At 48.7% G+C, this 23,096-nt stretch carries 23 protein-coding genes and 1 riboswitch; of the genes, 18 read left to right on the forward strand and 5 right to left on the reverse strand.

The window, feature by feature from the left end:
• The first annotated feature begins 10 nt into the window (after positions 1 to 10).
• The 6 genes from hutI (ACFO8Q_RS02455) (at position 11) to hutI (ACFO8Q_RS02480) (ending at position 8,708) form a co-directional block, all read left to right on the forward strand.
• The gene (gene hutI, locus ACFO8Q_RS02455) at positions 11 to 1,285 is read left to right on the forward strand and encodes an imidazolonepropionase (RefSeq protein WP_380024072.1); all 1,275 of its coding nucleotides are present in this window, start codon (positions 11 to 13) and stop codon (positions 1,283 to 1,285) included.
• The gene (locus ACFO8Q_RS02460) at positions 1,282 to 2,562 is read left to right on the forward strand and encodes a Zn-dependent hydrolase (RefSeq protein ID WP_380024074.1); all 1,281 of its coding nucleotides are present in this window, start codon (positions 1,282 to 1,284) and stop codon (positions 2,560 to 2,562) included. Before hutI (ACFO8Q_RS02455) ends, ACFO8Q_RS02460 begins: the two co-directional genes overlap by 4 nt.
• Positions 2,559 to 3,878 (forward strand): amidohydrolase family protein, encoded by a 1,320-nt coding sequence (locus tag ACFO8Q_RS02465; RefSeq protein WP_380024075.1) that lies wholly within the window; start codon positions 2,559 to 2,561, stop codon positions 3,876 to 3,878. The genes ACFO8Q_RS02460 and ACFO8Q_RS02465 overlap by 4 nt, the downstream gene beginning before the upstream one ends.
• A gap of 212 nt (positions 3,879 to 4,090) precedes the next feature.
• Positions 4,091 to 5,602, forward strand: coding sequence for a histidine ammonia-lyase (gene hutH / locus ACFO8Q_RS02470; RefSeq protein ID WP_380024076.1), 1,512 nt, complete (start codon positions 4,091 to 4,093; stop codon positions 5,600 to 5,602).
• 92 nt (positions 5,603 to 5,694) lie between these two features.
• Positions 5,695 to 7,359, forward strand: a complete 1,665-nt coding sequence (hutU, locus tag ACFO8Q_RS02475) for a urocanate hydratase (RefSeq protein ID WP_380024077.1) — start codon at positions 5,695 to 5,697, stop codon at positions 7,357 to 7,359.
• A gap of 65 nt (positions 7,360 to 7,424) precedes the next feature.
• Positions 7,425 to 8,708, forward strand: coding sequence for an imidazolonepropionase (gene hutI, locus ACFO8Q_RS02480; RefSeq protein WP_380024079.1), 1,284 nt, complete (start codon positions 7,425 to 7,427; stop codon positions 8,706 to 8,708).
• Positions 8,709 to 8,765: 57 nt separating this feature from the next.
• Here the strand turns inward: hutI (ACFO8Q_RS02480) and ACFO8Q_RS02485 are convergent, their stop codons facing one another.
• A complete protein-coding gene (locus tag ACFO8Q_RS02485; RefSeq protein WP_380024081.1) occupies positions 8,766 to 9,203 on the reverse strand; it encodes a hypothetical protein in 438 nt (145 codons plus the stop codon).
• 324 nt (positions 9,204 to 9,527) lie between these two features.
• On the opposite strand from ACFO8Q_RS02485, the gene ACFO8Q_RS02495 reads away from it, so the two are divergent.
• Together ACFO8Q_RS02495 and ACFO8Q_RS02500 are read left to right on the forward strand one after the other, a co-directional pair.
• Positions 9,528 to 10,316, forward strand: coding sequence for a DUF3891 family protein (locus ACFO8Q_RS02495; RefSeq protein WP_380024083.1), 789 nt, complete (start codon positions 9,528 to 9,530; stop codon positions 10,314 to 10,316).
• Positions 10,317 to 10,349: 33 nt separating this feature from the next.
• Positions 10,350 to 12,140, forward strand: a complete 1,791-nt coding sequence (locus ACFO8Q_RS02500; RefSeq protein ID WP_380024084.1) for a M3 family oligoendopeptidase — start codon at positions 10,350 to 10,352, stop codon at positions 12,138 to 12,140.
• Positions 12,141 to 12,166: 26 nt separating this feature from the next.
• Here the strand turns inward: ACFO8Q_RS02500 and ACFO8Q_RS02505 are convergent, their stop codons facing one another.
• Together ACFO8Q_RS02505 and ACFO8Q_RS02510 are read right to left on the reverse strand one after the other, a co-directional pair.
• The gene (locus ACFO8Q_RS02505) at positions 12,167 to 13,081 is read right to left on the reverse strand and encodes a glycosyltransferase (protein ID WP_380024085.1); all 915 of its coding nucleotides are present in this window, start codon (positions 13,079 to 13,081) and stop codon (positions 12,167 to 12,169) included.
• Positions 13,078 to 13,356, reverse strand: coding sequence for a hypothetical protein (locus tag ACFO8Q_RS02510; protein WP_380024086.1), 279 nt, complete (start codon positions 13,354 to 13,356; stop codon positions 13,078 to 13,080). Before ACFO8Q_RS02510 ends, ACFO8Q_RS02505 begins: the two co-directional genes overlap by 4 nt.
• 212 nt (positions 13,357 to 13,568) lie before the next feature.
• Between ACFO8Q_RS02510 and ACFO8Q_RS02515 the strand changes: the two genes are divergently transcribed.
• The 9 genes from ACFO8Q_RS02515 to ACFO8Q_RS02555 all read left to right on the forward strand — a co-directional run bounded on the left by ACFO8Q_RS02515 (position 13,569) and on the right by ACFO8Q_RS02555 (position 19,479).
• A complete protein-coding gene (locus tag ACFO8Q_RS02515; protein ID WP_380024088.1) occupies positions 13,569 to 14,084 on the forward strand; it encodes a YqeG family HAD IIIA-type phosphatase in 516 nt (171 codons plus the stop codon).
• A 4-nt stretch (positions 14,085 to 14,088) separates the two neighbouring features.
• Positions 14,089 to 15,204 (forward strand): ribosome biogenesis GTPase YqeH, encoded by a 1,116-nt coding sequence (gene yqeH, locus ACFO8Q_RS02520; protein WP_380024089.1) that lies wholly within the window; start codon positions 14,089 to 14,091, stop codon positions 15,202 to 15,204.
• A gap of 115 nt (positions 15,205 to 15,319) precedes the next feature.
• Entirely contained in the window at positions 15,320 to 15,541 is a 222-nt protein-coding gene (locus ACFO8Q_RS02525) for a hypothetical protein (protein ID WP_380024091.1), read from the forward strand.
• A 120-nt stretch (positions 15,542 to 15,661) separates the two neighbouring features.
• The gene (gene aroE, locus ACFO8Q_RS02530) at positions 15,662 to 16,507 is read left to right on the forward strand and encodes a shikimate dehydrogenase (protein WP_380024092.1); all 846 of its coding nucleotides are present in this window, start codon (positions 15,662 to 15,664) and stop codon (positions 16,505 to 16,507) included.
• A 123-nt stretch (positions 16,508 to 16,630) separates the two neighbouring features.
• The gene (yhbY, locus tag ACFO8Q_RS02535; RefSeq protein ID WP_380024093.1) at positions 16,631 to 16,924 is read left to right on the forward strand and encodes a ribosome assembly RNA-binding protein YhbY; all 294 of its coding nucleotides are present in this window, start codon (positions 16,631 to 16,633) and stop codon (positions 16,922 to 16,924) included.
• Positions 16,925 to 16,948: 24 nt separating this feature from the next.
• Positions 16,949 to 17,563, forward strand: a complete 615-nt coding sequence (gene nadD, locus ACFO8Q_RS02540) for a nicotinate-nucleotide adenylyltransferase (RefSeq protein WP_380024095.1) — start codon at positions 16,949 to 16,951, stop codon at positions 17,561 to 17,563.
• Positions 17,541 to 18,116: a bis(5'-nucleosyl)-tetraphosphatase (symmetrical) YqeK gene (yqeK, locus tag ACFO8Q_RS02545; RefSeq protein ID WP_380024096.1), complete on the forward strand. Its 576-nt coding sequence runs from the start codon at positions 17,541 to 17,543 to the stop codon at positions 18,114 to 18,116. Before nadD ends, yqeK begins: the two co-directional genes overlap by 23 nt.
• 60 nt (positions 18,117 to 18,176) lie before the next feature.
• Complete coding sequence (gene rsfS, locus ACFO8Q_RS02550; protein ID WP_380024098.1) at positions 18,177 to 18,524, forward strand: ribosome silencing factor; 348 nt, start codon at positions 18,177 to 18,179, stop codon at positions 18,522 to 18,524.
• A gap of 190 nt (positions 18,525 to 18,714) precedes the next feature.
• Entirely contained in the window at positions 18,715 to 19,479 is a 765-nt protein-coding gene (locus ACFO8Q_RS02555) for a class I SAM-dependent DNA methyltransferase (protein ID WP_380024099.1), read from the forward strand.
• An 11-nt stretch (positions 19,480 to 19,490) separates the two neighbouring features.
• Here the strand turns inward: ACFO8Q_RS02555 and ACFO8Q_RS02560 are convergent, their stop codons facing one another.
• Both ACFO8Q_RS02560 and ACFO8Q_RS02565 read right to left on the reverse strand, forming a co-directional pair.
• Positions 19,491 to 19,832 (reverse strand): hypothetical protein, encoded by a 342-nt coding sequence (locus ACFO8Q_RS02560; RefSeq protein ID WP_380024100.1) that lies wholly within the window; start codon positions 19,830 to 19,832, stop codon positions 19,491 to 19,493.
• Between the two features lie 67 nt (positions 19,833 to 19,899).
• A complete protein-coding gene (locus ACFO8Q_RS02565) occupies positions 19,900 to 21,261 on the reverse strand; it encodes a flagellin N-terminal helical domain-containing protein (protein ID WP_380024102.1) in 1,362 nt (453 codons plus the stop codon).
• A gap of 133 nt (positions 21,262 to 21,394) precedes the next feature.
• Positions 21,395 to 21,470: riboswitch (adenosylcobalamin-variant (AdoCbl-variant) riboswitch) on the forward strand.
• A 92-nt stretch (positions 21,471 to 21,562) separates the two neighbouring features.
• Here ACFO8Q_RS02565 and ACFO8Q_RS02570 point away from each other — a divergent pair.
• On the forward strand, positions 21,563 to 23,092 hold the full coding sequence (locus ACFO8Q_RS02570; RefSeq protein WP_380024104.1) for a cobyric acid synthase: 1,530 nt from the start codon (positions 21,563 to 21,565) through the stop codon (positions 23,090 to 23,092).
• Positions 23,093 to 23,096: the final 4 nt, after the last annotated feature.

The following is a 23,096-nucleotide window of genomic DNA, read 5'->3' on the forward strand; positions in this document are numbered from 1 at the left end:
GGGAATGTGAATGAATCAGGTTTTATATATTAAGAATGCTGCTCAAGTTATTACAGTAGGCGGGGCCAGTACGGCCCCTAAAATACGAGAGCAGATGACGGATCTTCAAATCATAGAACACGGGGGCATCGTTCTTGAAAACGATCGAATCGCATTTGTGGGTTCTGATATTGAAGCACAAAAGTATGTAGATCGTTTAGAAACGGAGACACGAACTATTTGTGCCGAAGGGAAAATCGTTACTCCGGGCCTTATTGATCCCCATACTCATATAGTATTTGCGGGAAGCCGCGAAAAGGAACTTGAGATGCGGCTGCAGGGGGATAGCTATATCGAGATCTTAAAACAAGGCGGGGGGATTTTATATTCAACCGCTCAAACAAGAGCTGCGCCGGAAGAAGAATTGGTTGAAGCTTCGAAGAAAAGACTGGATCGTTTTTTGCTCTACGGAGTTACGACGTTGGAGGCAAAAAGCGGTTATGGGTTGACTGTGGAAGATGAACTCAAACAACTCCGGGCGGCCCGAAGATTAAATGAGATGCATCCGATTGATATCGTTTCCACTTTCATGGGAGCGCATGCCGTACCGACCGAGTTTAAAGAGAATCCTGATGAATATGTACGAATTGTTATTGAAGAAATGCTGCCCAAGGTGGCGGAAGAAAAGCTGGCCGAATTTTGTGACGTGTTTTGTGAAGAGGGCGTATTTACCCTACAACAGTCTGAGCGAATCCTTGAAGCAGGCAAGAAATTGGGACTGATTCCCAAAATCCATGCGGATGAGATTGTACAGTTTGGAGGAGCTGAATTGGCTGCAAAAATCGGTGCCATTTCTGCTGATCACTTACTGAAGGCTTCGGATGAAGGGATTCACATGATGGCCCAAAAAGGCGTAGTGGCAGTCCTTCTGCCAGGTACCGCATTCTTTCTCATGGAAAAACCTGCTGATGCCAGGAAGATGATAGAAGCTGGAGTTCCCGTCGCACTGTCAACTGATCGAAATCCTGGTTCTTGTCCGACCGAATCTCTTCCGTTAATTATGAACTTTGCTTGCTTGACGATGAAGATGACCCCAGCCGAGGTACTAACAGCCAGTACCATAAACGCTGCTCATGCGATTGGGCGGGCCAACGAGATCGGCAGCATAGAGGTGGGGAAAAAAGCGGATTTGGTTCTGTTCGATGCACCAAATTATCAATTCCTTCAATATAACTTTGGTGTCAATTTGGTTGAGATGGTGATCAAGGATGGGGGAGTGGCAGTCGAGGGAGGAAAGCTGCTATGAAAACCGCAAAACTGAAAATCAATTCGCAACGTCTGCAGGTACAGCTGGAAGAACTGGGGAGCATCGGACGGAACGAACGGGGCGGGATCGATCGGACGACCTTCACTCCAGCGGAAATCGAAGCACGCAACTGGCTGAAAAAAGAACTAAATGCATTGGGGTTATCCGTAAGAGTTGATCCGGCAGCCAACATTTGGGCCAAACGGGAAGGTACAGATTCTTCCCTGCCTGTCATTGCGTTTGGTTCTCATATCGATGCTGTGCCAAATGGCGGGATGTATGATGGGGCTTTAGGTGTTCTCATTTCTTTAGAGATTATGCGTGTACTGGAAGAAAATGGGGCTAAAACCCGACATCCCCTGGAACTGGTCTCCTTTTCAGCAGAAGAACCCAATCCATTTAATGTTTCGACCTTAGGGAGCCGGGCAGTTGCAGGCAGATTAACTCAAGCGCAGATTCTGAATATTTATGATCCAAATGGAGTATCGTTAGCAGACGCGTTGGCTAAAGCAGGAGGGGATGCCCAAAAATTTGATTCTGCCAAACGCCATTCCGAAGAATTTGCGGCTTTCTTAGAGGTTCATATTGAACAAGGCAAACGATTAATTGAACGTAATATTCCCGTTGGCGTGGTAACAGCTATAACTGGCATCTATCGCGAAGAAATCACTGTAAGAGGGGAAGCGAATCACGCGGGCACAACTCGCATGTCCGATCGCTATGATGCTTTAACTGCAGCATCGGAACTGATTCTGGCTTTAGAAGATATATGCCTCCATCATCCTTCAGATGAGGTAGTGGGGACCGTCGGAAAAATGACGCTGCTGCCGAATGCAGCGAACATCATTCCCGAAAAAGTAACCTTTACTCTGGAAGTACGAGGGAAAACACAAGAAGAAATAAAAGAAGTCATGGTTCTCTGGCAGCGGCGAATGGAAGAGGTGCAAACCAAACGGGGAATTCAGGTACAAAGACGGGTGATTCTTGATCAGCCTCCTGAGGCCATGGATCCCTTACTTATGAAAACATGTCAAGATGCCGCAGAATCATTGGGGTATACCACTTGTTTATTGGGGAGTATGGCGGGTCACGATGCCACCCATATGTCAGCGCTAACTCCTACGTGCATGCTCTTTGTTCCCAGCATTCATGGAAAGAGTCACTGCCCGGAGGAAGAAAGCCGGATGAAAGATATTGAGAAGGTGGCGAACGTGCTGCTTCACACAATTTTGAGGTTAGATCAAACATTAAACCAGGCTGAGGGGGCTGGAAGATGAGAACCATATTTACAGCTGATCTAATATATAGTATGGATCGCTTTGCCTCAAATCAGGCGATTCTCGTAAACAACGGAAAAATAGAGGATATTGGAACAAAAGATGAGTTATTGGCAAAATATAACGGAATACAAGTGAAATCCTTTAAAGGGAAAGCCATAGTTCCCGGAACCATCAACGCTCATAACCATTCGTTTCAAAGTTTGCTTAGAGGAATTGCCATTGACCGGCCTTTTCTGGAGTGGCGTTCCGAGGCGCTTTACCGCTATACCCCTCTGTTCGATGAAGAAGCCATTTATACAGGTGCCTTGCTGGCATTCGGGGAAATGTTGAAATACGGCGTGACGACCGTCAGTGATTTTTTCTACATTCATCATGATGGTACGGCCTATGATGAAGCTGTCATTCAGGCGGCAAAGGATTTGGGAATTCGTTTCGTACTGGCTCGGACGATGTACGATTGGGACGGTGCACCGGTGGCTTACCGGGAAAGTATAGAAAATGCCGTGGAACGGACACGGTATTTGGCCAAAAAATATCAGGGCGATCCTATGGTTACCATTCATCCGGCTCCGCACAGCCCTCATGCCGCTTCCCCTGAAATGATTCAAGCGGGACATCGTCTGGCCGTGGAACTGGATACCCCCTTTCATATTCATGTGGCAGAAGAAATGTTTGAAGTTGAAGAAACATTGCAGAAATATGGCCATCGCCCGGTCCATTATTTAGACTCCCTTGGTGTTGTGGATGATCGAATGATTGCAATACATCTGGTGTGGCTGGAGGATTCGGAGATTTCCCTGTTAGGGGAACGTCAGGCTTCCCTTGCTTACTGTCCTTCCAGCAATATGTTCCTGGCGGATGGGGTCACTCGCATTCCCGATTTACTGCAGGAGGGTGTTCGAATCTCCCTTGGAACTGATGGGGGATGCAGCAATAATCGAATCAGTGTATTTGAAGAAATGAGGATGTGTGCCCTCCTTCAAAAAGTGACGAGATTGGATGGAACTTGTATTACCGCCAACCAAGTCTATCAAATGGGTACAAAAATGGGCGGGGAAATCTTACGGTTACCGATAGGTTCACTGGAAAAAGGATATTGCGCGGACTTTGTTACATTGGATCTTAATGATTTGTCTCTGTCACCAAAGACGGAACTGTTCGCCAATATGGTTTATTCCCTGCAACCAAATGCCATCTGCGATGTTATCGTAGATGGGAAAATCGTGAAAGAGAACGGAAAACTTATAACGGTTCCGGAAAATGAAATCGTTAAAAAAGTGGATGAATTGTTTGATAAGCTAAAGAGTATATAAAATGTCACCTGGCTTTTATTACAGGCGTCTATTCCAAAATTTCGTTCCATTGTATATGATATTTGGTAGCAACACCAAAAAGGTGAGATGCATATGAACAGGCGCTTCAGGACAACTGAACAGAAGCCTTTGAAAAAAGGGCTGTATGGAAGGTAGAACTTCCATGCAGCCCTTTTTATTTTGCTAAAGCGGGAAAGGGGTAGATAAGTAGCATGGTAACGTTAGACGGATCGACATTGAAAGTGGAGGAAGTAATGAAGGTAGCCCAGCAGGGGGATAAGGTGGCGGTTTCGCAGCAGGCTTGGGAACGGGTGATACGATGCCGGAACCGTGTGGAGCAAATGGTCGCGAATCAGGAGACGGTGTATGGGGTTACGACCGGTTTTGGCAAGTTCTCCGATGTATCGATTTCCTCTCAAGATGTTGAACAGTTGCAAACGAATTTGATAAGAAGCCATGCGTGCGGTGTGGGTCAACCGCTGCCGCAAGACGTTGTGCGGGCGATTATGATGCTCCGCGCCAATGCGCTGGCGAAAGGTTATTCGGGCGTATCGAAAGAAACGCTGCAGCTGCTTGTTGATTGTTTGAATCACGGCGTGCATCCGGTAATCCCTGCGAAGGGATCGCTTGGTGCGAGCGGGGATTTGGCTCCGCTTTCCCACTTGGCTCTGCTGTTGATGGGGGAAGGAGAGGCCGATTTTCAGGGAGCTCGATTACCAGCGGGAGCGGCGCTTTCCAAGGCGGGATTAACTCCGGTCCGCTTAAAAGCAAAAGAAGGATTGGCGTTAATCAATGGGACCCAAGTCATGACGGCGATTGGATTGTTGACCTATGTGAGGGCGGAACGTTTAGCCAAAATGGCGGATGCTATCGCTGCAATGACGGTTGAGGTATTGCGCGGGATTCCGGATGCGTATGATGAATCAATCCAACAGGTTCGGCCCTATCCTGAACAGGCGGCTGTTGCGGCCAATTTAAGAGACATTTTGCAGGGATCCAGGCTGACAACAAGACAGGGGGAACTCCGTGTACAGGACGCTTATTCCCTTCGTTGTATTCCGCAGGTACACGGGGCGGTAAGACAGGTGTTAACCTATATCGCCGACAAACTGTCGATTGAGATCAATTCCGCCACCGATAATCCGTTAATTTTTCTTGAAAACGGGAAGGTCATATCAGGGGGGAATTTTCACGGACAGCCCATTGCGTTCGCGATGGATTTTCTAAAAATCGGCATGAGCGAATTGGCCAATATCTCCGAGCGGCGCTTGGAAAGAATGGTCAACTCACAGCTTTCTGGAGGGCTGCCGCCGTTTTTGGCCCGGCGTCCGGGTCTTGAATCCGGGATGATGATTCCACAGTATGTAGCTGCCTCCATGGTTTCGGACAACAAAGTGTTGTGCCATCCGTCCAGTGTGGATTCGATTCCGTCATCCGCCAACCAGGAGGATCATGTCAGCATGGGAACCAACGCGGCCCGACATGCGGTAGAGGTAATCGAGAATGTGGCCCGCGTACTCGCCATAGAATTGATTGCAGCATGTGAAGCGGCGGAGCATCATGGACCTGAAAAGCTTGCTCCTGCGACGAGCAGATTGTACCACGCGGTCCGGGAGACAGTGAAACCTCTTCTGCAGGACAGATCTCTCACCGGGGATATTGAACATGTGGCGAACCGGTTATTGGAAGGGGAGTGGATCAAACAGCCCGCCAACGTCAGTTAGCATGGAGAATCGGTGACCGAGTATGTGCACGAGCCGGGCACATGAAACGCGGCGAGTAGCCAGACATAATTTTTTAGTTGGGAGAGATGAGAATGACAACAGTAAAAAACCGTACCGTCCGTGCGCCTCGCGGCACGCAATTGACAGCAAAAGGTTGGCAGCAGGAGGCAGTGCTCCGGATGCTGATGAACAACCTGGATCCGGAAGTGGCAGAACGGCCGGAAGACCTTGTGGTGTATGGCGGGATCGGCAAAGCCGCCCGCAATTGGGACTGCTTCGACAAGATTGTGGAATGCCTCACCAACCTGGAAGCGGACGAATCCCTGCTGATTCAATCGGGGAAACCGGTCGGGATTTTCAAAACACATCCGCTGGCACCTAGAGTATTGATTTCAAATTCGGTTCTTGTACCGGCTTACGCGAATTGGGAAACGTTCCATGAACTTGATAAAAAAGGCTTGATGATGTACGGACAAATGACGGCGGGAAGCTGGATCTATATCGGTACCCAGGGCATTTTGCAGGGAACTTTTGAAACATTTGCTGAGGCTGCTCGCCAACATGCGAACGGAACTTTGAAAGGGACGCTAACATTAACTGCCGGATTGGGTGGAATGGGCGGAGCTCAGTCCCTGGCCGTCACAATGAATGAAGGCGTAGTGATTTGTGTAGAGGTTGACCCCGAGCGAATTCAACGGAGAATTGACACCCGTTATTGTGATGTGATGGTGCGCGATCTTGATGAAGCATTGATGTTGGCACGGGAGGCACAAGAACAGGGCAAGCCTCTTTCAATCGGACTTGTCGGCAATGCGGCTGATATTTATCCGGAAATGGTAAGACGGGGAATCGTTCCTGATTTTGTAACCGACCAAACATCCGCCCATGACCCGCTGAACGGATATGTGCCAAGTGGATATTCGGTTGAAGCGGCGGCAGAACTCAGGAAAAACGATCCGAAAGAATATGTCCGGTTATCGAAAATGTCGATGGCGGCCCACGTTCAAGCAATGCTGGATCTGCAAAAAATGGGCTCTGTTGTTTTTGACTATGGAAACAATATCCGTCAGGTCGCGCTTGATGAGGGTGTAAAAGACGCGTTTAACTTCCCGGGATTTGTACCGGCGTACATTCGTCCCCTGTTCTGTGAAGGCAAAGGTCCGTTCCGTTGGGCGGCACTCTCGGGCGATCCTGAAGATATCTATAAAACAGATGAACTGGTGCTCAAACTGTTCCCGGAAAATGAACATCTTCGCCGCTGGATTACCATGGCCCGTGAGAAAGTGGCATTCCAAGGCCTGCCGGCACGCATCTGCTGGCTTGGTTACGGCGAACGGGTAAAAATGGGATTGGCCATCAACGAAATGGTGCGGAAAGGGGAACTGTCTGCGCCGATCGTGATTGGACGTGACCATCTGGATTGCGGTTCGGTAGCGTCCCCGAACCGGGAAACGGAAGCGATGAAGGACGGCAGCGATGTTGTCGGCGACTGGGCAATCCTCAACGCACTTGTGAATACGGCATCCGGAGCATCTTGGGTTTCGGTTCACCATGGCGGTGGTGTCGGGATGGGATATTCTCTGCACGCGGGGATGGTTGTTGTTGCTGACGGCAGCAAGGAAGCGGAGGAAAGGCTGTCACGCGTGCTAAACAGTGACCCGGGAATGGGCGTGATCCGCCACGCGGACGCCGGGTATGAGTTGGCTGTTGAGACAGCAAAGAAGCATGGTATCCGTGTCCCCATGCAGGGGATTTAGTCAGTACAATATCAAGCGTGCCCGAAGAGACCTTCGGGCGGCTTGGTTTTTGAGAGGTGTCGGTTATGAACGTACAGCAAATTGATTTGCTGGTTTACAATATCGGAAGCCTGGTGACGATGCAGGGCCACCCGGGCCCCCGTGCAGGAGAATCGATGTCAAATGTGGCAGCGGTTAAAAATGGTGCGGTGGCGATTGCGGATGGGAAAATTGCAGCGGTCGGTCCGGAGAAAGAGGTACGAGACAAGATCAGCGGCCTTACCATTATCGAGGAACTTGATGCACAAGGCCGCCTGGTTACACCCGGCCTGGTTGATCCGCACACCCATCTTGTCCACGGTGGATCCCGCGAACATGAACTTACGTTAAAATTGCAAGGGGTTTCCTATTTAGACATATTGGCGCAAGGCGGCGGGATTTTAAGTACGGTGCGAGCGACCCGTCAGTCCACCGAAGAGGAGCTCTATCAAAAAGCGCGAACAAGTTTGGACATCATGATGCTCCATGGAGCTACCACAGTCGAAGCGAAGAGCGGGTACGGGTTAACTGTGGAAGATGAACTTAAGCAGCTCCGAGTAGCCAAACAGTTAAATGATACCCATCCGGCAGACATCGTTTCCACATTTATGGGGGCTCATGCGGTCCCGACTGAATACAAAGGAAGACCTGAGGACTATGTAAAACTGGTGATTCATGAAATGCTGCCGGAGGTAAAACAGCAAGGTCTCGCGGAATTCTGCGATGTGTTTTGTGAACACGGTGTTTTTACCGTGGACGAATCGAGGCGAATTTTAACCGCAGCACAAGAGATGGGATTCGGCTGCAAAATCCACGCAGATGAGATCGAGCCAATGGGCGGGGCACAGCTTGCGGGGGAGTTAAAGTGCATCTCGGCGGAACACCTGCTGGCCGCCACAGACGAAGGATTTGAGCGGATGAGGGAGGCGGGCGTCATCGCTGTCTGCTTACCGGCAACCTCATTTAACTTGCGTCTGCAGAAACATGCGCGTGCACGAAAAATGATCGAAATGGGGCTGCCGGTCTCATTATCTACGGACTATAACCCCGGAAGTTCACCGACGGAATCTCTGCAGCTCGTAATGACACTCGGGTGCCTCAACTTGGGGATGACACCGGAAGAAGTGATCACCGCCCTAACGATTAACGCTGCCCATGCAATTGGCAGGGGCGATACAATCGGAAGTCTGGAAGCGGGCAAACAGGCGGATCTGGTGATCTATAATGCTCCCAGCCTTGCCTATCTTCCCTACCATTTTGGCATCAATCATGTGGATACAGTGATTAAAAAAGGGAAAACAGTTGTATCCAACGGGCAGTTGGTGTATTGAAGAAAGGGGATTCAAAGTGAAAATGGAATGCGAACCGGCACTCCATTTTTCCCCTTATCACTTTTTAGGCAGTCGAATACTCCAGTATCCTTTTCCGGCTTGGATTTCCCGGTCTTTCCAGCTGATTGATCCGTCTATGGGAATTGTCCGTGCAAAATATTCATGATAGGACTGCCGAACAGTTCCCTGGTCGAGATCACGTTGGGTCTCGAGTTGAACCGTTCGCCGCAAGTGCAGGTGTCCGTTGGCGTAGTGGGCTTCAATGTCATTGGGATCACCCATGCTGTCATTCATCACGACTACCTTGTAGGCGTCAGATGTTTCCTCGATTTTCACCTGATTTGGAAATTTGTCAAAGAGTCCATGAACACCCGGAAGCCTCATGAAATTTTCGATCTCTGCAAACATTTGCCTGAACATCTTTTGAACAGGATGGATGTCCGGCATGGTTACGGGAAATACATCATCCCTTTTTTGAAGATGATTTCGTTTCATAGACCACTCTCCTCCCGTATTACTTTATGCCCGGGAAAAATTTCAGGTGTTGGGCATTTGCCGGGCATTCACGGTCCCCATTTGATCAAGCAAGGGACGATACAATCGTGTGATCTCGCGGCTGCATGCATAGACTAGAAAACAAAGTTGATTGTCTAAAAGAAGCTGTTCATTAGTCATTGTCCTTTCTCTCCATGGACAAGAGTTTTTGGATGTCGGCTTCGAGATCCTCAGGGGAGAGACCCCCTACAAAGAGGAAATGTATCCAAGATGTAGAAAAAGGAACTAACGCGTTTATAATGGAATAAGGCGGGGTGATCGAAAATGATTGTCCATGAAAGAGACCACGATTTCATTATGATCCGGCAGCACGACCATGCCCAGGTTTCAGGGGAAGCCGCCAAGCATTGGAAGACAGAATTTTTCCCCGGTTTCGAAAGACACGAGGATGTGATTTTGGGGATTTACCAGCATGATCGGGCTTGGATCGAATTGGATGATACCCCGCTATGGAATGATCGGAATCACGTGCCATACTCATTTGTCGATTTTCCTTCCTCGCTGAAACTGACATTCTATCGAAAGGGGATAGACGAGGTCGAAGTAATCAATCCGTATGCCGGTCTCCTTTGCAGCCTCCATTATGCATCTTTTTTTGAAAATGATACTCACCCGGCTGGACAAGAGTTTTTGCGCTCCGAACGAAAAAGACAACAAGGTTTGGTACAACGTCTACATCTACATGGTGCAACAATGGACGAATTGCAATTTCATTTTCGCCTGCTTCAATTTTGTGACAATCTGTCATTGTATCTCTGTTTGAACGAGCCCGGCGTCAGCAAGTCGGATGAGTTTCCCTGGTACCGGAATGGATTTTCGGGATCGGATCAATTTTCGTTTACCAAGAACCGAGTGATTATGGCACATTGGATCGATAAAGAAAGGGTAAGTCTTTCACCCTCTCCGTTCGAGAAGGAAGTGCAAGTGTCCCTAATGACAAAAGCGGTAGACAAAGAGAGAATCAAGGTTGTTGGAATCGCGCAAGCCTATCAAGATGCAGCTTGGACAGAGCGAAAAGTTTCTTTTGTGGGAATCATAAATTTCAATACTTAACCTGGTTCACGCATCATACAAGGGGGATTTTTTATGAAAAAACAGCTAAGCCAAACTTGGGACCTGGATGTGTTTTTCCCGGGAGGCAGCGAATCAAAGGAATTTGCATCTTTTCTCGATCTGTTGGAGCAGGATATCCAACAGCTGAACAGTCAGATCCAGGAAATGGCGATTCCTCACTCCAACGAGGAGGCGGAAACTCTTCTCCGGCCCATCTACCTTATCCAGAACATTGAGAGTCGATTACGGGAATCGATGTCGTTCACTGAATGTTTGACTTCGCAGAATGTGAAGGATAACAAAGCGAAGCTGCTCTACGGGCGTGTCGTTCAATTACATAGTGCTTATGCATCGGCAATGATCGGATTTGAGAAATTGATCCTGCAAATTCCGGAAGACGTATGGGAGGCGTTTCTTGTCACCGAGAAGATTCAACCTGTTGCGTTTCCGCTCAATGAGCGCAGGCAGCAGGCTCTTGAGAAACTGCCCCCTGAAATGGAAGTGTTGGCGAATGATTTTGCCGTTGACGGCTACCATGCGTGGGGGGATCTATACAGTAAGGTTGTCGGGCGGATCACAATTCCATTTGAAAAGGACGGAGAAGTAATGGAGCTTTCGGTCGGCCAGGCGTCGAACATGATGAATGATCCCGATCGGTCTGTCCGATCCGCAGTGTTTGCCAAATGGGAAGAAGAATGGGCGAACAATGCGGAACTTTGCGCTCATGCCCTAAACCATTTGGGGGGCTTTCGTCTCAACCTCTACCGACACCGCGGATGGGAATCCGTCTTGAAGGAACCGCTGGACATCAACCGAATGACAGAGAAAACCCTTCAAGCCATGTGGAACGTGATCGAAGAGAATAAAGGTCTGTTGGTTCAATACTTAAACCGGAAAGCCAAGCTGCTCGGGATCGAGAAGTTGACCTGGCACGATGTTCATGCTCCGATTGGGGAAGTAGCCAAAAAAATCCCTTATGAGGAAGCGGCATCGTTGATTGTTGAACAATTCGCCCGGTTAAGTCCCAAGATGGCCCGGTTTTCTGAAAGAGCTTTTGAGGAGAGCTGGATTGAAGCGGAAGATCGTCCGGGAAAAAGGCCTGGCGGATTCTGCACCAGTTTTACAGAGAGCAAGCAGACCCGTATTTTTATGACCTATGCGGGAACTTCGGATAATGTATCGACTCTGGCTCACGAACTCGGACATGGATTCCATCAGCATGTGATGGACGATATGCCGCAGTTGGTACAGAATTATGCCATGAACGTTGCGGAAACCGCTTCGACCTTCGCGGAATTGGTGGTGGCGGATGCATCGGTGAAAAATGCACAGTCTGATCAGGAACGCATCGTTCTGCTCGATGAGAAGGCACAGAACGCGGTTGCATTCTTGATTAACATTCATGCACGATTTCTCTTTGAGACTGAATTTTACGAGCGGCGAAAAAAGGGGCTTGTCAGTGTTGAGGAACTCAACCAACTGATGGAAAATGCCCAGAGACGAGCTTATCGTGACACCCTGGATACCTACCACCCCCATTTCTGGACATCCAAGCTGCACTTCTATATTACAGAAGTTCCGTTTTATAACTTCCCCTATACATTCGGGTATTTGTTCAGCTATGGCGTTTATGCCCGTGCACTGTCAGAAGGCCCGGCGTTTGAAGAGAAATACGTGAATCTGCTTCGGGATACGGGGCGGATGACAGTGGAAGATCTCGCGCAAAAACACTTGGGTGTGGACCTTACTCAGGCCGATTTTTGGCAGAGTGCAGTGAACTTGGCTCTTGCGGATGTAGAGGAATTTCTGCGATTAACCGAATAATCTTTTATAAAGCCAAAATACTACCCTCAGCAGGTAGTATTTTGGTGCTTTTCAACCAGTGCGATCAGTTTGTGAGCCCTGCTCTTCCAAGAGAGAGATTGGACGAGCGCAATTTCTTCTGCTGCCCGCTGCTCAGACCATTCTTCTTCAGCCCGTTCTAATAGAGATAGAAAATCCTGATGGGTGGAGCCTACAAAAACACTCCGGCTGAAACGTAAGGCACTCGGCAAGGCGGTAGAGACAATGGGCTTGCCTGTGGCCATATACTCGTACAATTTTAAAGGATCGGAAGCCAGGGAATGGGGTTCATAATTCCGAGGCAACAGAAGCACATCGAACTGATGGAGGACATGCGGTACTTCATCATAGGGTTTCGATCCCAAAAACTTAATTTTGGGATGGGCTTTCATTTGGTTTACTAAATCCGCAGGTACAGCTCCTTCCACGAGAGGTCCCACTAATACGAGCGTTCCGGTTTTCGGATGATCCGCAATTTTTAACAAGAGTTCGAAGTCAATCCAACTGGTCAATGCCCCCACAAAACCAAATAACGGTTTACTTAGATCTTTTAGTTCTTCCAAAGGGCGTCCGTATTCATTCTGATAGCCGAAACGTTCAATCTCTACTCCGTTTGGAAGCCACTCGACAGGAATGGAATACTGAGTTTGGGTTTTCTTCACGAGATACTCAGATACAGCGGTAACAAGCGTGGCTTTAGTAAGAAGCAGTTTAAATTGATTTTCTAAAACGGCCTTTTCTTCTTCTTGCATTCCGGGAAACCCCAGATTGTCATCCAGAATATCAAAAACCAATTGTTTCGGTTTCAGGGACAACACTGTATCGTACGATTGGCCAATCCCGCCTGAAGAAACATAGAATAGAGTTTCCTCCCGCCAGTGTTCTCCTAACTCTCGTTCCACTAAATCATTTAATTGTTTCATAATCCAGCTTTGTTTATGTTCCCTAAGCCGAAGGAGGAAGGGATTACCTCTAATGGGGGGGTGCAGACAAGAACCCCTTGGTCCTCTTTGCATTCCCAATCTGAACGGAAACCGTAACCCTCTTGAAAAGCGCGCCGAAAACCTACACTTGGATTGAGAAACAGCTTTTTATATTCCTGAAACGCTTTCGTCATGGAGCGCATCGTATCACTGATCTGCTGGCTATGCCAAGGATATGGATACATGCCTAAAACAATTATATTTTTAATTGCCACTCTATCACCTCAAAAGCTAATCTCCATACTAATTCTTACTAGATTCATATAGTATCATCGAAACAGCGATTTGTTAAGGCAAGTTTTTGATTGTACATCATGAAACCTGTATAGTGATTCGTATCAAGTCTTGTGGTACGATTACTGTGTTTGGATAAATCGACCCATCCTGCAGACGATATAGAAATCAGCAAGTTCTTTGAGGTGAAAATATGTTGAAACAACTAATCCCTTCGCTTTATGTGCAATCGATTTATCATATTGATCTGGATGCGATGAATGCACAAGGGGTGAAAGGGATTATCACAGATTTGGACAACACGCTTGTATCCTGGGATTCTCCATACGCAACACCGAAGCTGATCGCCTGGCTGGAGGATGTAAGGAGTCGCGGGTTTCAAGTCTGTATCGTCTCCAACAACACACAAAGCCGGGTGGAGAAGTTCGCCCGTCCGTTACATTTACCCGCAATTTATAAAGCACGGAAACCGATTCGACGGGCTTTCCGCCAAGCCATGCAAATTATGGGGACTAAGCCTCATGAAACGGTGGTGGTAGGGGATCAGATTTTTACTGATGTGCTGGGAGCCAATCGTATGGGTCTCTATTCGATTCTTGTACTGCCGATTGCGACCAAAGAGTGGGCGGGAACCAAGATTCTGCGCGCGATGGAACGTTTCGTGCTGAGAGGATTGCGGAAACGCGGCATTATTCCATGGGAGGACTAACCGAATGGACACAGCGGTAAAAGTATGTACAGGATGCGGAGCACCGCTGCAAGCGGAACATCCGGAACGGCCCGGGTATATCGTTGCTGCTGCAATGGAGAAGGAACACCCGGTTTGCAGAAGATGTTTCCGCATTAAGCATTATAATGAGGTGGCTCCCGTCGCCATCCACGACGATGAATTTATTAAGATCGTCAGTGAAATCGGGAGAAAAAAAGCGCTGGTGGTTAAAGTTATCGACCTGTTCGATTTCTCCGGTTCCTGGGTTGAGAACCTCCGGCGTTACATAGGTACCAATCCGGTATTGCTGGTTGCCAATAAAGTGGACTTGCTTCCCAGACAGACCAATCTCGATAAGGTGGAGCAATGGCTCCGCAAGGAAGTTGAGAAAAAGGGGATTGTACTGGAAGGGGTTGCGCTTGTCTCCGCGAGCAAAGGGCACTATGTGGAGCAGGTGAAAACTTTTATCGAGCGGTTTGCGAATGATCGGGATGTTTATGTGGTAGGTACGGCGAATGTCGGAAAATCGACCTTAATCAACCGGTTGATCAGGATGTTTGGCGAAAAGGGAGATGTCGAACTCACGACATCTCGTTACCCTGGCACAACGTTATCCACAGTGCAGTTGGCCCTTCCGAATTACAGCCATATGATTGTGGACACTCCGGGGATCATGACATTCCATCGATTGACCGATCTTGTATGTCCGAAATGCCTGAAGCTGATCACCCCGGACAAAACAATTGACCCAAAGGTGTACCAGTTAAACGATAAACAAACCTTGTTTGCCGGCGGACTGGCGCGATTTGACTTTGTCCAGGGTGAACGGCAATCATTCGTTTGCTACTTCGCAAATCAGTTAGACATTCATCGCACCAAACTGGAGAATGCGGATTCACTTTATGCAAAACATGTGGGCGGATTATTGGTTCCCCCGTGTGAAGACTGCGGAGATCACCTTAGGGACTTGGTGACGCATAAATTAAAGTTTAAGCAGGGCCCCAATTCGGACATCGTGATTTCCGGACTTGGCTGGATTTCGGTCAGAGGCGATGCTTGCGAAGTGCATTTGCAGGTCCCGAGAGGAGTGGATGTAACTGTCAGACGGGCGATAATTTAATACCGGAGATGCACTGTAAATCAATTGTAAAATCACATTGATAGACGTCATACCCTTCTGGCAACTCGCATACGGTAAATTACAATAGCATTTGCGAGGAGCTGAGGTGTTGGGTATGGCACAACAGACACAGGAACTCAAGCGTCTGGTAGAACGTCGTTTGGAAACCGGTTTGGATTCGCAACCGCTGCGAATGGATGAGTTCATTGACCGTTTGAGAAGAGAGATCTCCTTGGTAAGACGGGAGGACCCGACACTTGATGAGTTTCATCTCCATGATGTAAAGCTTTCATTTCAGAATCAAGGAATCATCCTGCAAATCGATTTTCGCAGATAGCAAAAAATGTGAACAATCACCCCGGTAATGGAGGACAACGCGGTTCTCTGTGAAGGGGTGTTTTTCTATTCCCGTAATTTTGGTATAGTAGGGGAAGTATTTGTTCATGGAGGAAGAGTTATGGATGCCAATCAACACCTGACCCTCACCGGTTTGTTCGGTCACCCCGTTCGCCATTCCCGCTCACCGCAGATGCAGAATGCGGCTTTTCGTGAAAAAGGGCTTTCCTTTGTTTATACTGTGTTTGATGTTTTGCCCGAGCGCCTTGAGGCGGCTGTCGAGAGCATCCGGGTCTTGGGGATGCGCGGTGTGAACGTTACAATTCCCCATAAAGTGGATGTCATGAATTATTTGGACCGGATCACGCCGGAAGCGGAGATGATCGGAGCGGTAAATACAATTGTGAATGAAAACGGAGAACTGGTCGGACACAATACAGATGGAAGCGGGTACGTTCGTTCACTGATTGAAGAGACCGCTTTGTCGCTTCCCGAATCGAAGGTGCTCATTCTCGGAGCCGGTGGAGCATCGCGCGCCGTTGCCGTGTCCATGGCTTTAAAAGGCGTGAAGGAAATATTTATTGCCAACCGGACACGGGAAAAAGGGGACGAGCTGGCTGCACGAATTGCCTCTTATTGCCCAGCCCATTCGGTATCCTACGAGGATCTCCCATCCTTAACAAACCAAGTGCAGCTTGTGATAAATACAACGTCCGTCGGGATGTCCCCGAATATAGAGGAGACCCCGATTGATCCCTCTCTCCTGCACGAGGGATTGGTTGTTTCCGACTTGATTTATAATCCACGGGAGACACTTCTTCTTAAAGAGGCTCGGCAGCGTGGAGCACAAACCCATGGGGGCCTGGGTATGTTTATTTATCAAGGGGCAGAAGCGTTCACTTTGTGGACAGGCGTGGAAGCTCCGATTGAAGTAATGAGAAAACAACTGGAACACCCCACAAAGTGACGTGACAAAGAGGCAAATAACGGGAACCGCGGCAAGGCCGCGCAAGGTCTCGCTAAATGCTAAAGCATAAGTCTCGCCATGTTGCGGGGACCCCGAAAAGAAGATGAAAGAAGGGTAATCAAATTGCTTACAGGAAAACAAAAAAGGTATCTGCGCTCAATGGCCCACCATCTGGATCCGATTCTGCAGGTCGGCAAGGGCGGCGTGTCGGAAAACATGTTAGACCAGGTGTCTCTTGCATTGGAAGCGAGAGAACTGATCAAAGTATCCATCCTGAATAATTGCGAATTCGACAAGGATGAAGTGGCGGAGCAACTGGCGGAAGGAACGAACGCGGAGCTCGTCCAGTTGATCGGCAAAACAGTGGTTTTGTACAGAGAATCCTCGGAAAACAAGCAGATTGAACTGCCGAAATAGATGATGGTTGCAGGTGGTGATGGAATGAAAATCGGTCTGTTTGGCGGAACGTTTGACCCCGTTCACATTGGTCACTTGGTAGCCGCACGATTAGCTAAAGAGGCGCTAAAACTTGACCGTGTGATTTTCATTCCGGCCGGTGTTCCGCCCCACAAGAACGGGTTCGGCCTCACCCCGGCCGCAAAACGTCTGCAAATGGCAGTTCTTGCGGTTGGGTACGAGCCCGATTTTCAGGTGTCTGACTGGGAACTGCAGCAGGAGGGACCTTCTTATACTGTAGACACACTGGAACATTTTGCGTCTCAATTCCCGGATGATGAGTTATACTTTATTATGGGTGCGGATATGCTTTGCGATCTTCCCAATTGGCAATCGCCCACCCGGATTTTGGAATTGGCGAGCTTGATTGGAATGACCCGGCCCGGGTTCGCAATGGATGAATGCAGAAGCACCTTGCGAAGGGTATTTCCCCGTTCCGAAGAACGGATCCATTACGTGGAAATGCCGGGACTCGAGATCTCTTCGACCTGGTTGCGTGAACGATTGCGAGAGCGAAAATCGGTCGACTATCTGATTCCGGAACGAGTGATTCGCTTTATTGAGGAGAATGGGTTGTATGACCGAAGAGCAAATTCGTGAAAAAGTAAAAGCTGAATTGTCACCAAAACGGTTTCGACACGTGGAAGGGGTAGTGCACACGGCAGACCGGCTGGCCCGTATTCACGGGGCAAATCCGGACCACGCCAGGCTTGCGGCATGGATTCATGATTTTTGCAGGGAATGGCCGAAGGAAAAGCTGGTGCAGATGGCGAAGAATAGTAACATACACGAAATGTTTTTTGAGGTGACCGAACTGTTGCACGGTCACATAGCAGCAGCCATTGCACCGCAGGAATTTGGAATCACGGACGAGGATGTGTTGAATGCGTCCAGATACCATACTTCCGGGCGCAGAAATATGTCCCTTCTTGAAAAAGTGGTCTATCTTGCCGATGCGCTTGAACCCGGACGCGAGTATCCGGCGGTTGAGGAATTACGCAAGGTGGCAGAAGAGGATCTCAACATGGCGTTAGCTCTTTCATTTGACAACACGATTGAGTATCTCATCAAACGCCGGCACCCGATCTTCCCTTTAACCGTCCAAGCTCGTAATGAAATCTGGCGAGTCGTGAAGGATGGACGGGTCGTTTGAACCTCTTTTGACATAGAATAAGTAGTAGGACCATTCTACATTTTCCTAGGAGGCATGTGCATGGGTGAAAAAATGGTGGAATTTGCAAAGATTGCAGCCGAGGCGGTTGCAGACAAGAAGGCGAAAGATATTGTAATGCTCGACATACGAGGATTATCGGTGATCGCGGATTATTTCGTCTTATGCAGCGGGAATTCCACTACTCAGGTGCAAGCCATCGCGAAAGCGGTGAAGGAAAAAATGGAGCAAAAAGGACTTCCGGTACGCGGCATGGAAGGCTATGATGAAGCAAAATGGGTTTTAATCGATTGTGGTGACGTGGTTGTACACATCTTCCGTGCAGAAGAACGCGAATTTTACAACCTTGACCGCATTTGGAGCGACGCCAGGGAGTTAAGTATTGTGTAATAAATTGTGTGCCCGGACCTTTTCGAGGACCGGGCACTTCTTAATCTTTGCAGCGATGCTTCAGACAGGAGCTTTTCTTAGTCGATAGGAAATTATAAATTTTGTCCTATCGACATAAGTGCAACTAAGCATTCACAAGTCGAAGGACTTGGTGAATGCCAAGTTTTCTTTATTGGGGGATGCAGTCGGAATGGAACGTACGATCTATGGGGAGTTTGCGGATTTTTATGATGAGTTGATGCAGGACGCGCCTTACGACGAATGGATGCGGTTGTTTCACGAAACATTGGAGCGAGAACTGGGGAATCAAACGGATGTCCGCAGTCGTTTTAAGGTTGCGGATCTGGGGTGCGGGACCGGAACGATATCGATTCGCCTCTTGGAAGAAGGGTACCAGGTCTTTGCAGTTGACTTATCGGAAGAAATGTTAACCCGGGCACAGGCCAAATTGCCCCATCCGACTCCCTTTCTCCGCTTTCTGCAGCAGGACTTGCGACGACTCCTGCTCCCGGAGAAAGTGGATTGCGCGCTTTCATTTTGCGATTCATTGAATTATCTGTTGGAAGAGACGGATTTGCTTCAGGCGTTTCGATCCGTTCGCAGTCAATTGCAGCCGGGGGGATTTTTTCTGTTTGATATGCATACACCTTTTAAACTGCGTGAGGAACTTGGGCAGCAAACGTTTTATGACGTAAGGGATGATGTAGCCTACATATGGCAGAGCCAATTCGATCCTGTGCGGTGTCAGGTGGAGTACGATGTAACTTTCTTTGCGCAGGTGGAAGATGAGTTGTATCGGCGCTTCCAAGAGACTCATTGGCAGCGGGCGTATCCGAAGGAAGTGATTATGAGGTTGCTTCGAGAGGCAGGATTTGCTCATGTGGAGATCGGGGCGGATTTTTGCTGGGAGGAACCGTCCGAGACGGCTTTGAGGTATTTCATTCTGGCAAAGTAGGGAAGTCACTTCTATTCCTCTTTGATTTCGCCTAACTTCACGAGTCGGGACAGAATCGCGCCTTCGGTTCTCATGTGCCGCTCAGCAATTTCTTTTATGGGAAGCCCACTGCGAAACTGGTTGATTACGTCTTCATCTTCGCTGCTGCTCCACGCCTTACCGGCATTTTGGGGCAGTCTTGCTTTCCTTCTGCTTCGTTCATTGAGGGCCTCCAATCCTTTACAGGCCAACGTTAACGCTCTGACAGTCTCGGCATGCTGATAGGGGCTCTCCATAGGAAACACTTCTCCCGTGACAGGGTCGACACCATCGGATAGCTGTTCGATGATTTGAATTGCTTTTGCAATTTCCATATAACCACCTCTTCGAAAATTATGTATAAATTATTGGTGTATATTCATATTTCCATCAATTACATTATCATGAAAGTTGATTTGAATCAATAGGATTTTTTGCGAAAGTCAACAGCGCAGCAATCCGGTCCCGATACGTATCCAGTTCTTTTACGAGTACCTTTGTTCCGACATCATGAAGCAATTTGCCGCGAACCAGAGTGATCATTTCAGCTGCCATGTCTGCATCCTCAATCCTGGAAACGGAGCTTGCATGATTCAGATTGAGGGTGTCGAGAACATCGTACCGGTGCTGTAGGCGATTCTGATAAATTCCGTATTTGGTCCGTTCCGAACTGACCGTATTCATTGCTTGGTCAATCTTCCCGATCGCATTCGGATCGGTTGCAATCAGGTTCCGGATCCCTAGAGCTTCCGCTGTAACATAGGATAGCTCCAAAGGAAGCGCATCGCCTGTAGTTGACCCGGTTTGAATCGTTACTTTTCCGGTTGATCCGGGAGTTCCCGGGACAGGAGGAGTGCCGGGTGTGCCTGGAATCGTAACTGTCTCCGTATATTGATAAGCAATGGTAAGTTCGATGCGATAAGCCTTCTTTTTTTCCGGATTGACCAGCCGCACTTGCCAATCGCCGGTTATGGGACTGATAAATGTCATGGTTTCAGGGTTGCTCTTCTCCCCATTAAAAGTAACGGAGGAAGCGCTGGCACTGCTGACGGTGCCCGCTTTTCCGTTGCTAAAATATCCTCCGTCATTCAGACCGAACTTTTCTCCAATAGGGGAAATGACATGCAAATCGGGACCGTTATCCGGTCCTTTCCCCCACATGGGTGTGAAAGCAGCGGTAATGGTGAAGTTTCCGTCCGCAGCCCTGACCGGTATGTTGTAATTGGGTACAACGAATTGATCCGAATTTGGATTCAGATCGAACGATGTCTGGAAAGTTGGCGATTGTCTGACAATGATTTCCGTTCTGGGGGGAGTTCCCGGTGTTCCAGGGGACGCGGGAGTCCCTTCAATCCAAGAAGAAAGCAAAGAGATCCCGTTAAAGGTGGTTCCTTTACCGATGGAATCGATCGATTCGATCAGTTGATCGATTTCTTGCTGCGCATGGAGCCGATCATTCTCCGAAAGAGTACCGTTTTGGACAAGAACCAGCAGTTCCCTGATTCGCAGCAGTTGCTCCTGAATGCTCTGGAGTCCGGCTTCGGCCGTTTGAGCTAGGGAAACTGCATCCAAAATATTTCTCTGAGCCTGTTGGTTTCCTCGGATTTGCGTGTGAAAACGCACGGAAATAGCCAGCCCGGAAGGATCATCGGCGGCAGTCTGAATTCTCTTCCCCGATGAAAGCCTGGATACTGCATGAGTGTGTTCATTCCATGCAAAGCGTAAGTTTTGATACGCATGCTGAATTGAATTGAGATAAATCATTGTTTAAATCCCCCTATTTCCCCAATAAATAGATTATCATTTAAACCTAATTAAATCGATCGGATATTTTGTCTAATAATGTCGATTGTGTTTTCTGTTGGCAGAATTCGCCTCATCAGGTAAACTGAATCATAAGTGAACCAAATTAGGGAACCGGGTGGAATTCCCGGGCGGTCGCGCCACTGTATAGCCAGACCCCTATTTTGCATTACGGTCATTGCCCTCGCGATTTGGGGTAGTGGAGATGAGTGACATCCCCCTATTCGCGAAGCAGGCAGATGAAGCGAAAGGGGATTTTTAATTGACTTTGACTGTAATGGTGCAAGGGACTGCGAGTGATGTCGGGAAAAGCCTGCTCTGCACTGCGTTGTGCCGAATTTTTGCAAGAAAAGGGTTTCGGGTGGCGCCCTTCAAGTCACAGAACATGGCACTGAACTCCTATGTCACACAAGACGGAAAAGAGATTGGCCGGGCCCAGGGAGTGCAAGCGGAGGCGGCCGGAGTTCCGGCTACAGTTGACATGAATCCGATTCTCTTGAAGCCCAAGGGTGACATGACCGCGCAGGTGGTCGTGAGAGGCGTGCCGATTGGGGATATGTCAGCCATCAAATACCGTACGGAGTACATTCCGACCGCATTGCGTATGATTGAGGAATCTCTTGATCGGCTTCGCAATCAATATGACGTCATCGTGATAGAAGGGGCGGGAAGTCCGGCAGAGATCAACTTGAAAGAACGTGACATTGCCAATATGAAAGTGGCGGAAGTGGCGAATGCTCCCGTAGTACTGGTTGCGGACATCGATCGTGGCGGTGTGTTTGCCTCCATTGTCGGAACACTGGAACTGCTCGATGCACAGGAACGCGCGCGGGTGAAGGGGATTGTTATTAACAAGTTTCGGGGAGATATCAGACTTCTTGAATCAGGCCTGACCTGGATTGAGCAGCGGACCGGAATTCCTGTTTTAGGGGTGGTGCCCTACCAACGGGACCTTTATATTGAAAGCGAAGACTCGGTCGTGCTTGATCAATTGTCCTCGGCTGCTGCTGTGAATGAGGTGGACGTGGCGGTTATCCGTTTCCCGCATATCTCGAACTTCACGGATGTCGATCCCCTCCGTTATGAACCGGACGTGTCCATCCGTTTCGTATCTGCACCTGATCAGTTGGGGAAGCCGGATTTAATAATTTTGCCCGGTACCAAGAACACGATCGAAGACTTATTGTGGTTGCAAAAAAAGGGACTGGCAGCCCGCATCGAATCTCTGGCGGATACAGCACGAATTCTCGGAATCTGCGGCGGTTATCAAATGCTCGGCAGCAAACTGTATGATCCGGATCTGGTCGAGTCCAACATTCCGGAAGTAGAGGGTCTCGGATTGTTGGATGTAAGAACCAGGTATCTTTCGGCGAAAACAACCGTTCAGGTGAAGGGGCGGGTGTTGGAGCTGCCTGACGAGGCTTCCGAACTGTCCGGAATACCCATTGAAGGGTACGAGATTCACATGGGGCAGTCGGAACGGGGAAACATGCAGCCTTTTGCCCAACTGCTGGCAGCGGGTGGTGAAAAAGAGGATGGTGCAGTCAACGGGCACGGCACTGTAATCGGGACTTATCTGCACGGGATTTTGCACAATGATCTGTATAGGCGAACGTTCCTCGACACAATCCGGATGAAAAAAGGCCTTGCTCCAATCGGTGCGACAACCTCAAACCATCGACGACGCCAAGAAGCGTTTGATCAGTGGGCGGATACGGTGGAAAGAGCCATCAACGTTGAACTGCTTTTCTCGATCATGCAAGAATATAAATGTGAGTGGAATTATAATTAGTCGA

This window comes from Effusibacillus consociatus, assembly GCF_042652925.1.
Lineage (GTDB): Bacteria > Bacillota > Bacilli > Tumebacillales > Effusibacillaceae > Effusibacillus > Effusibacillus consociatus.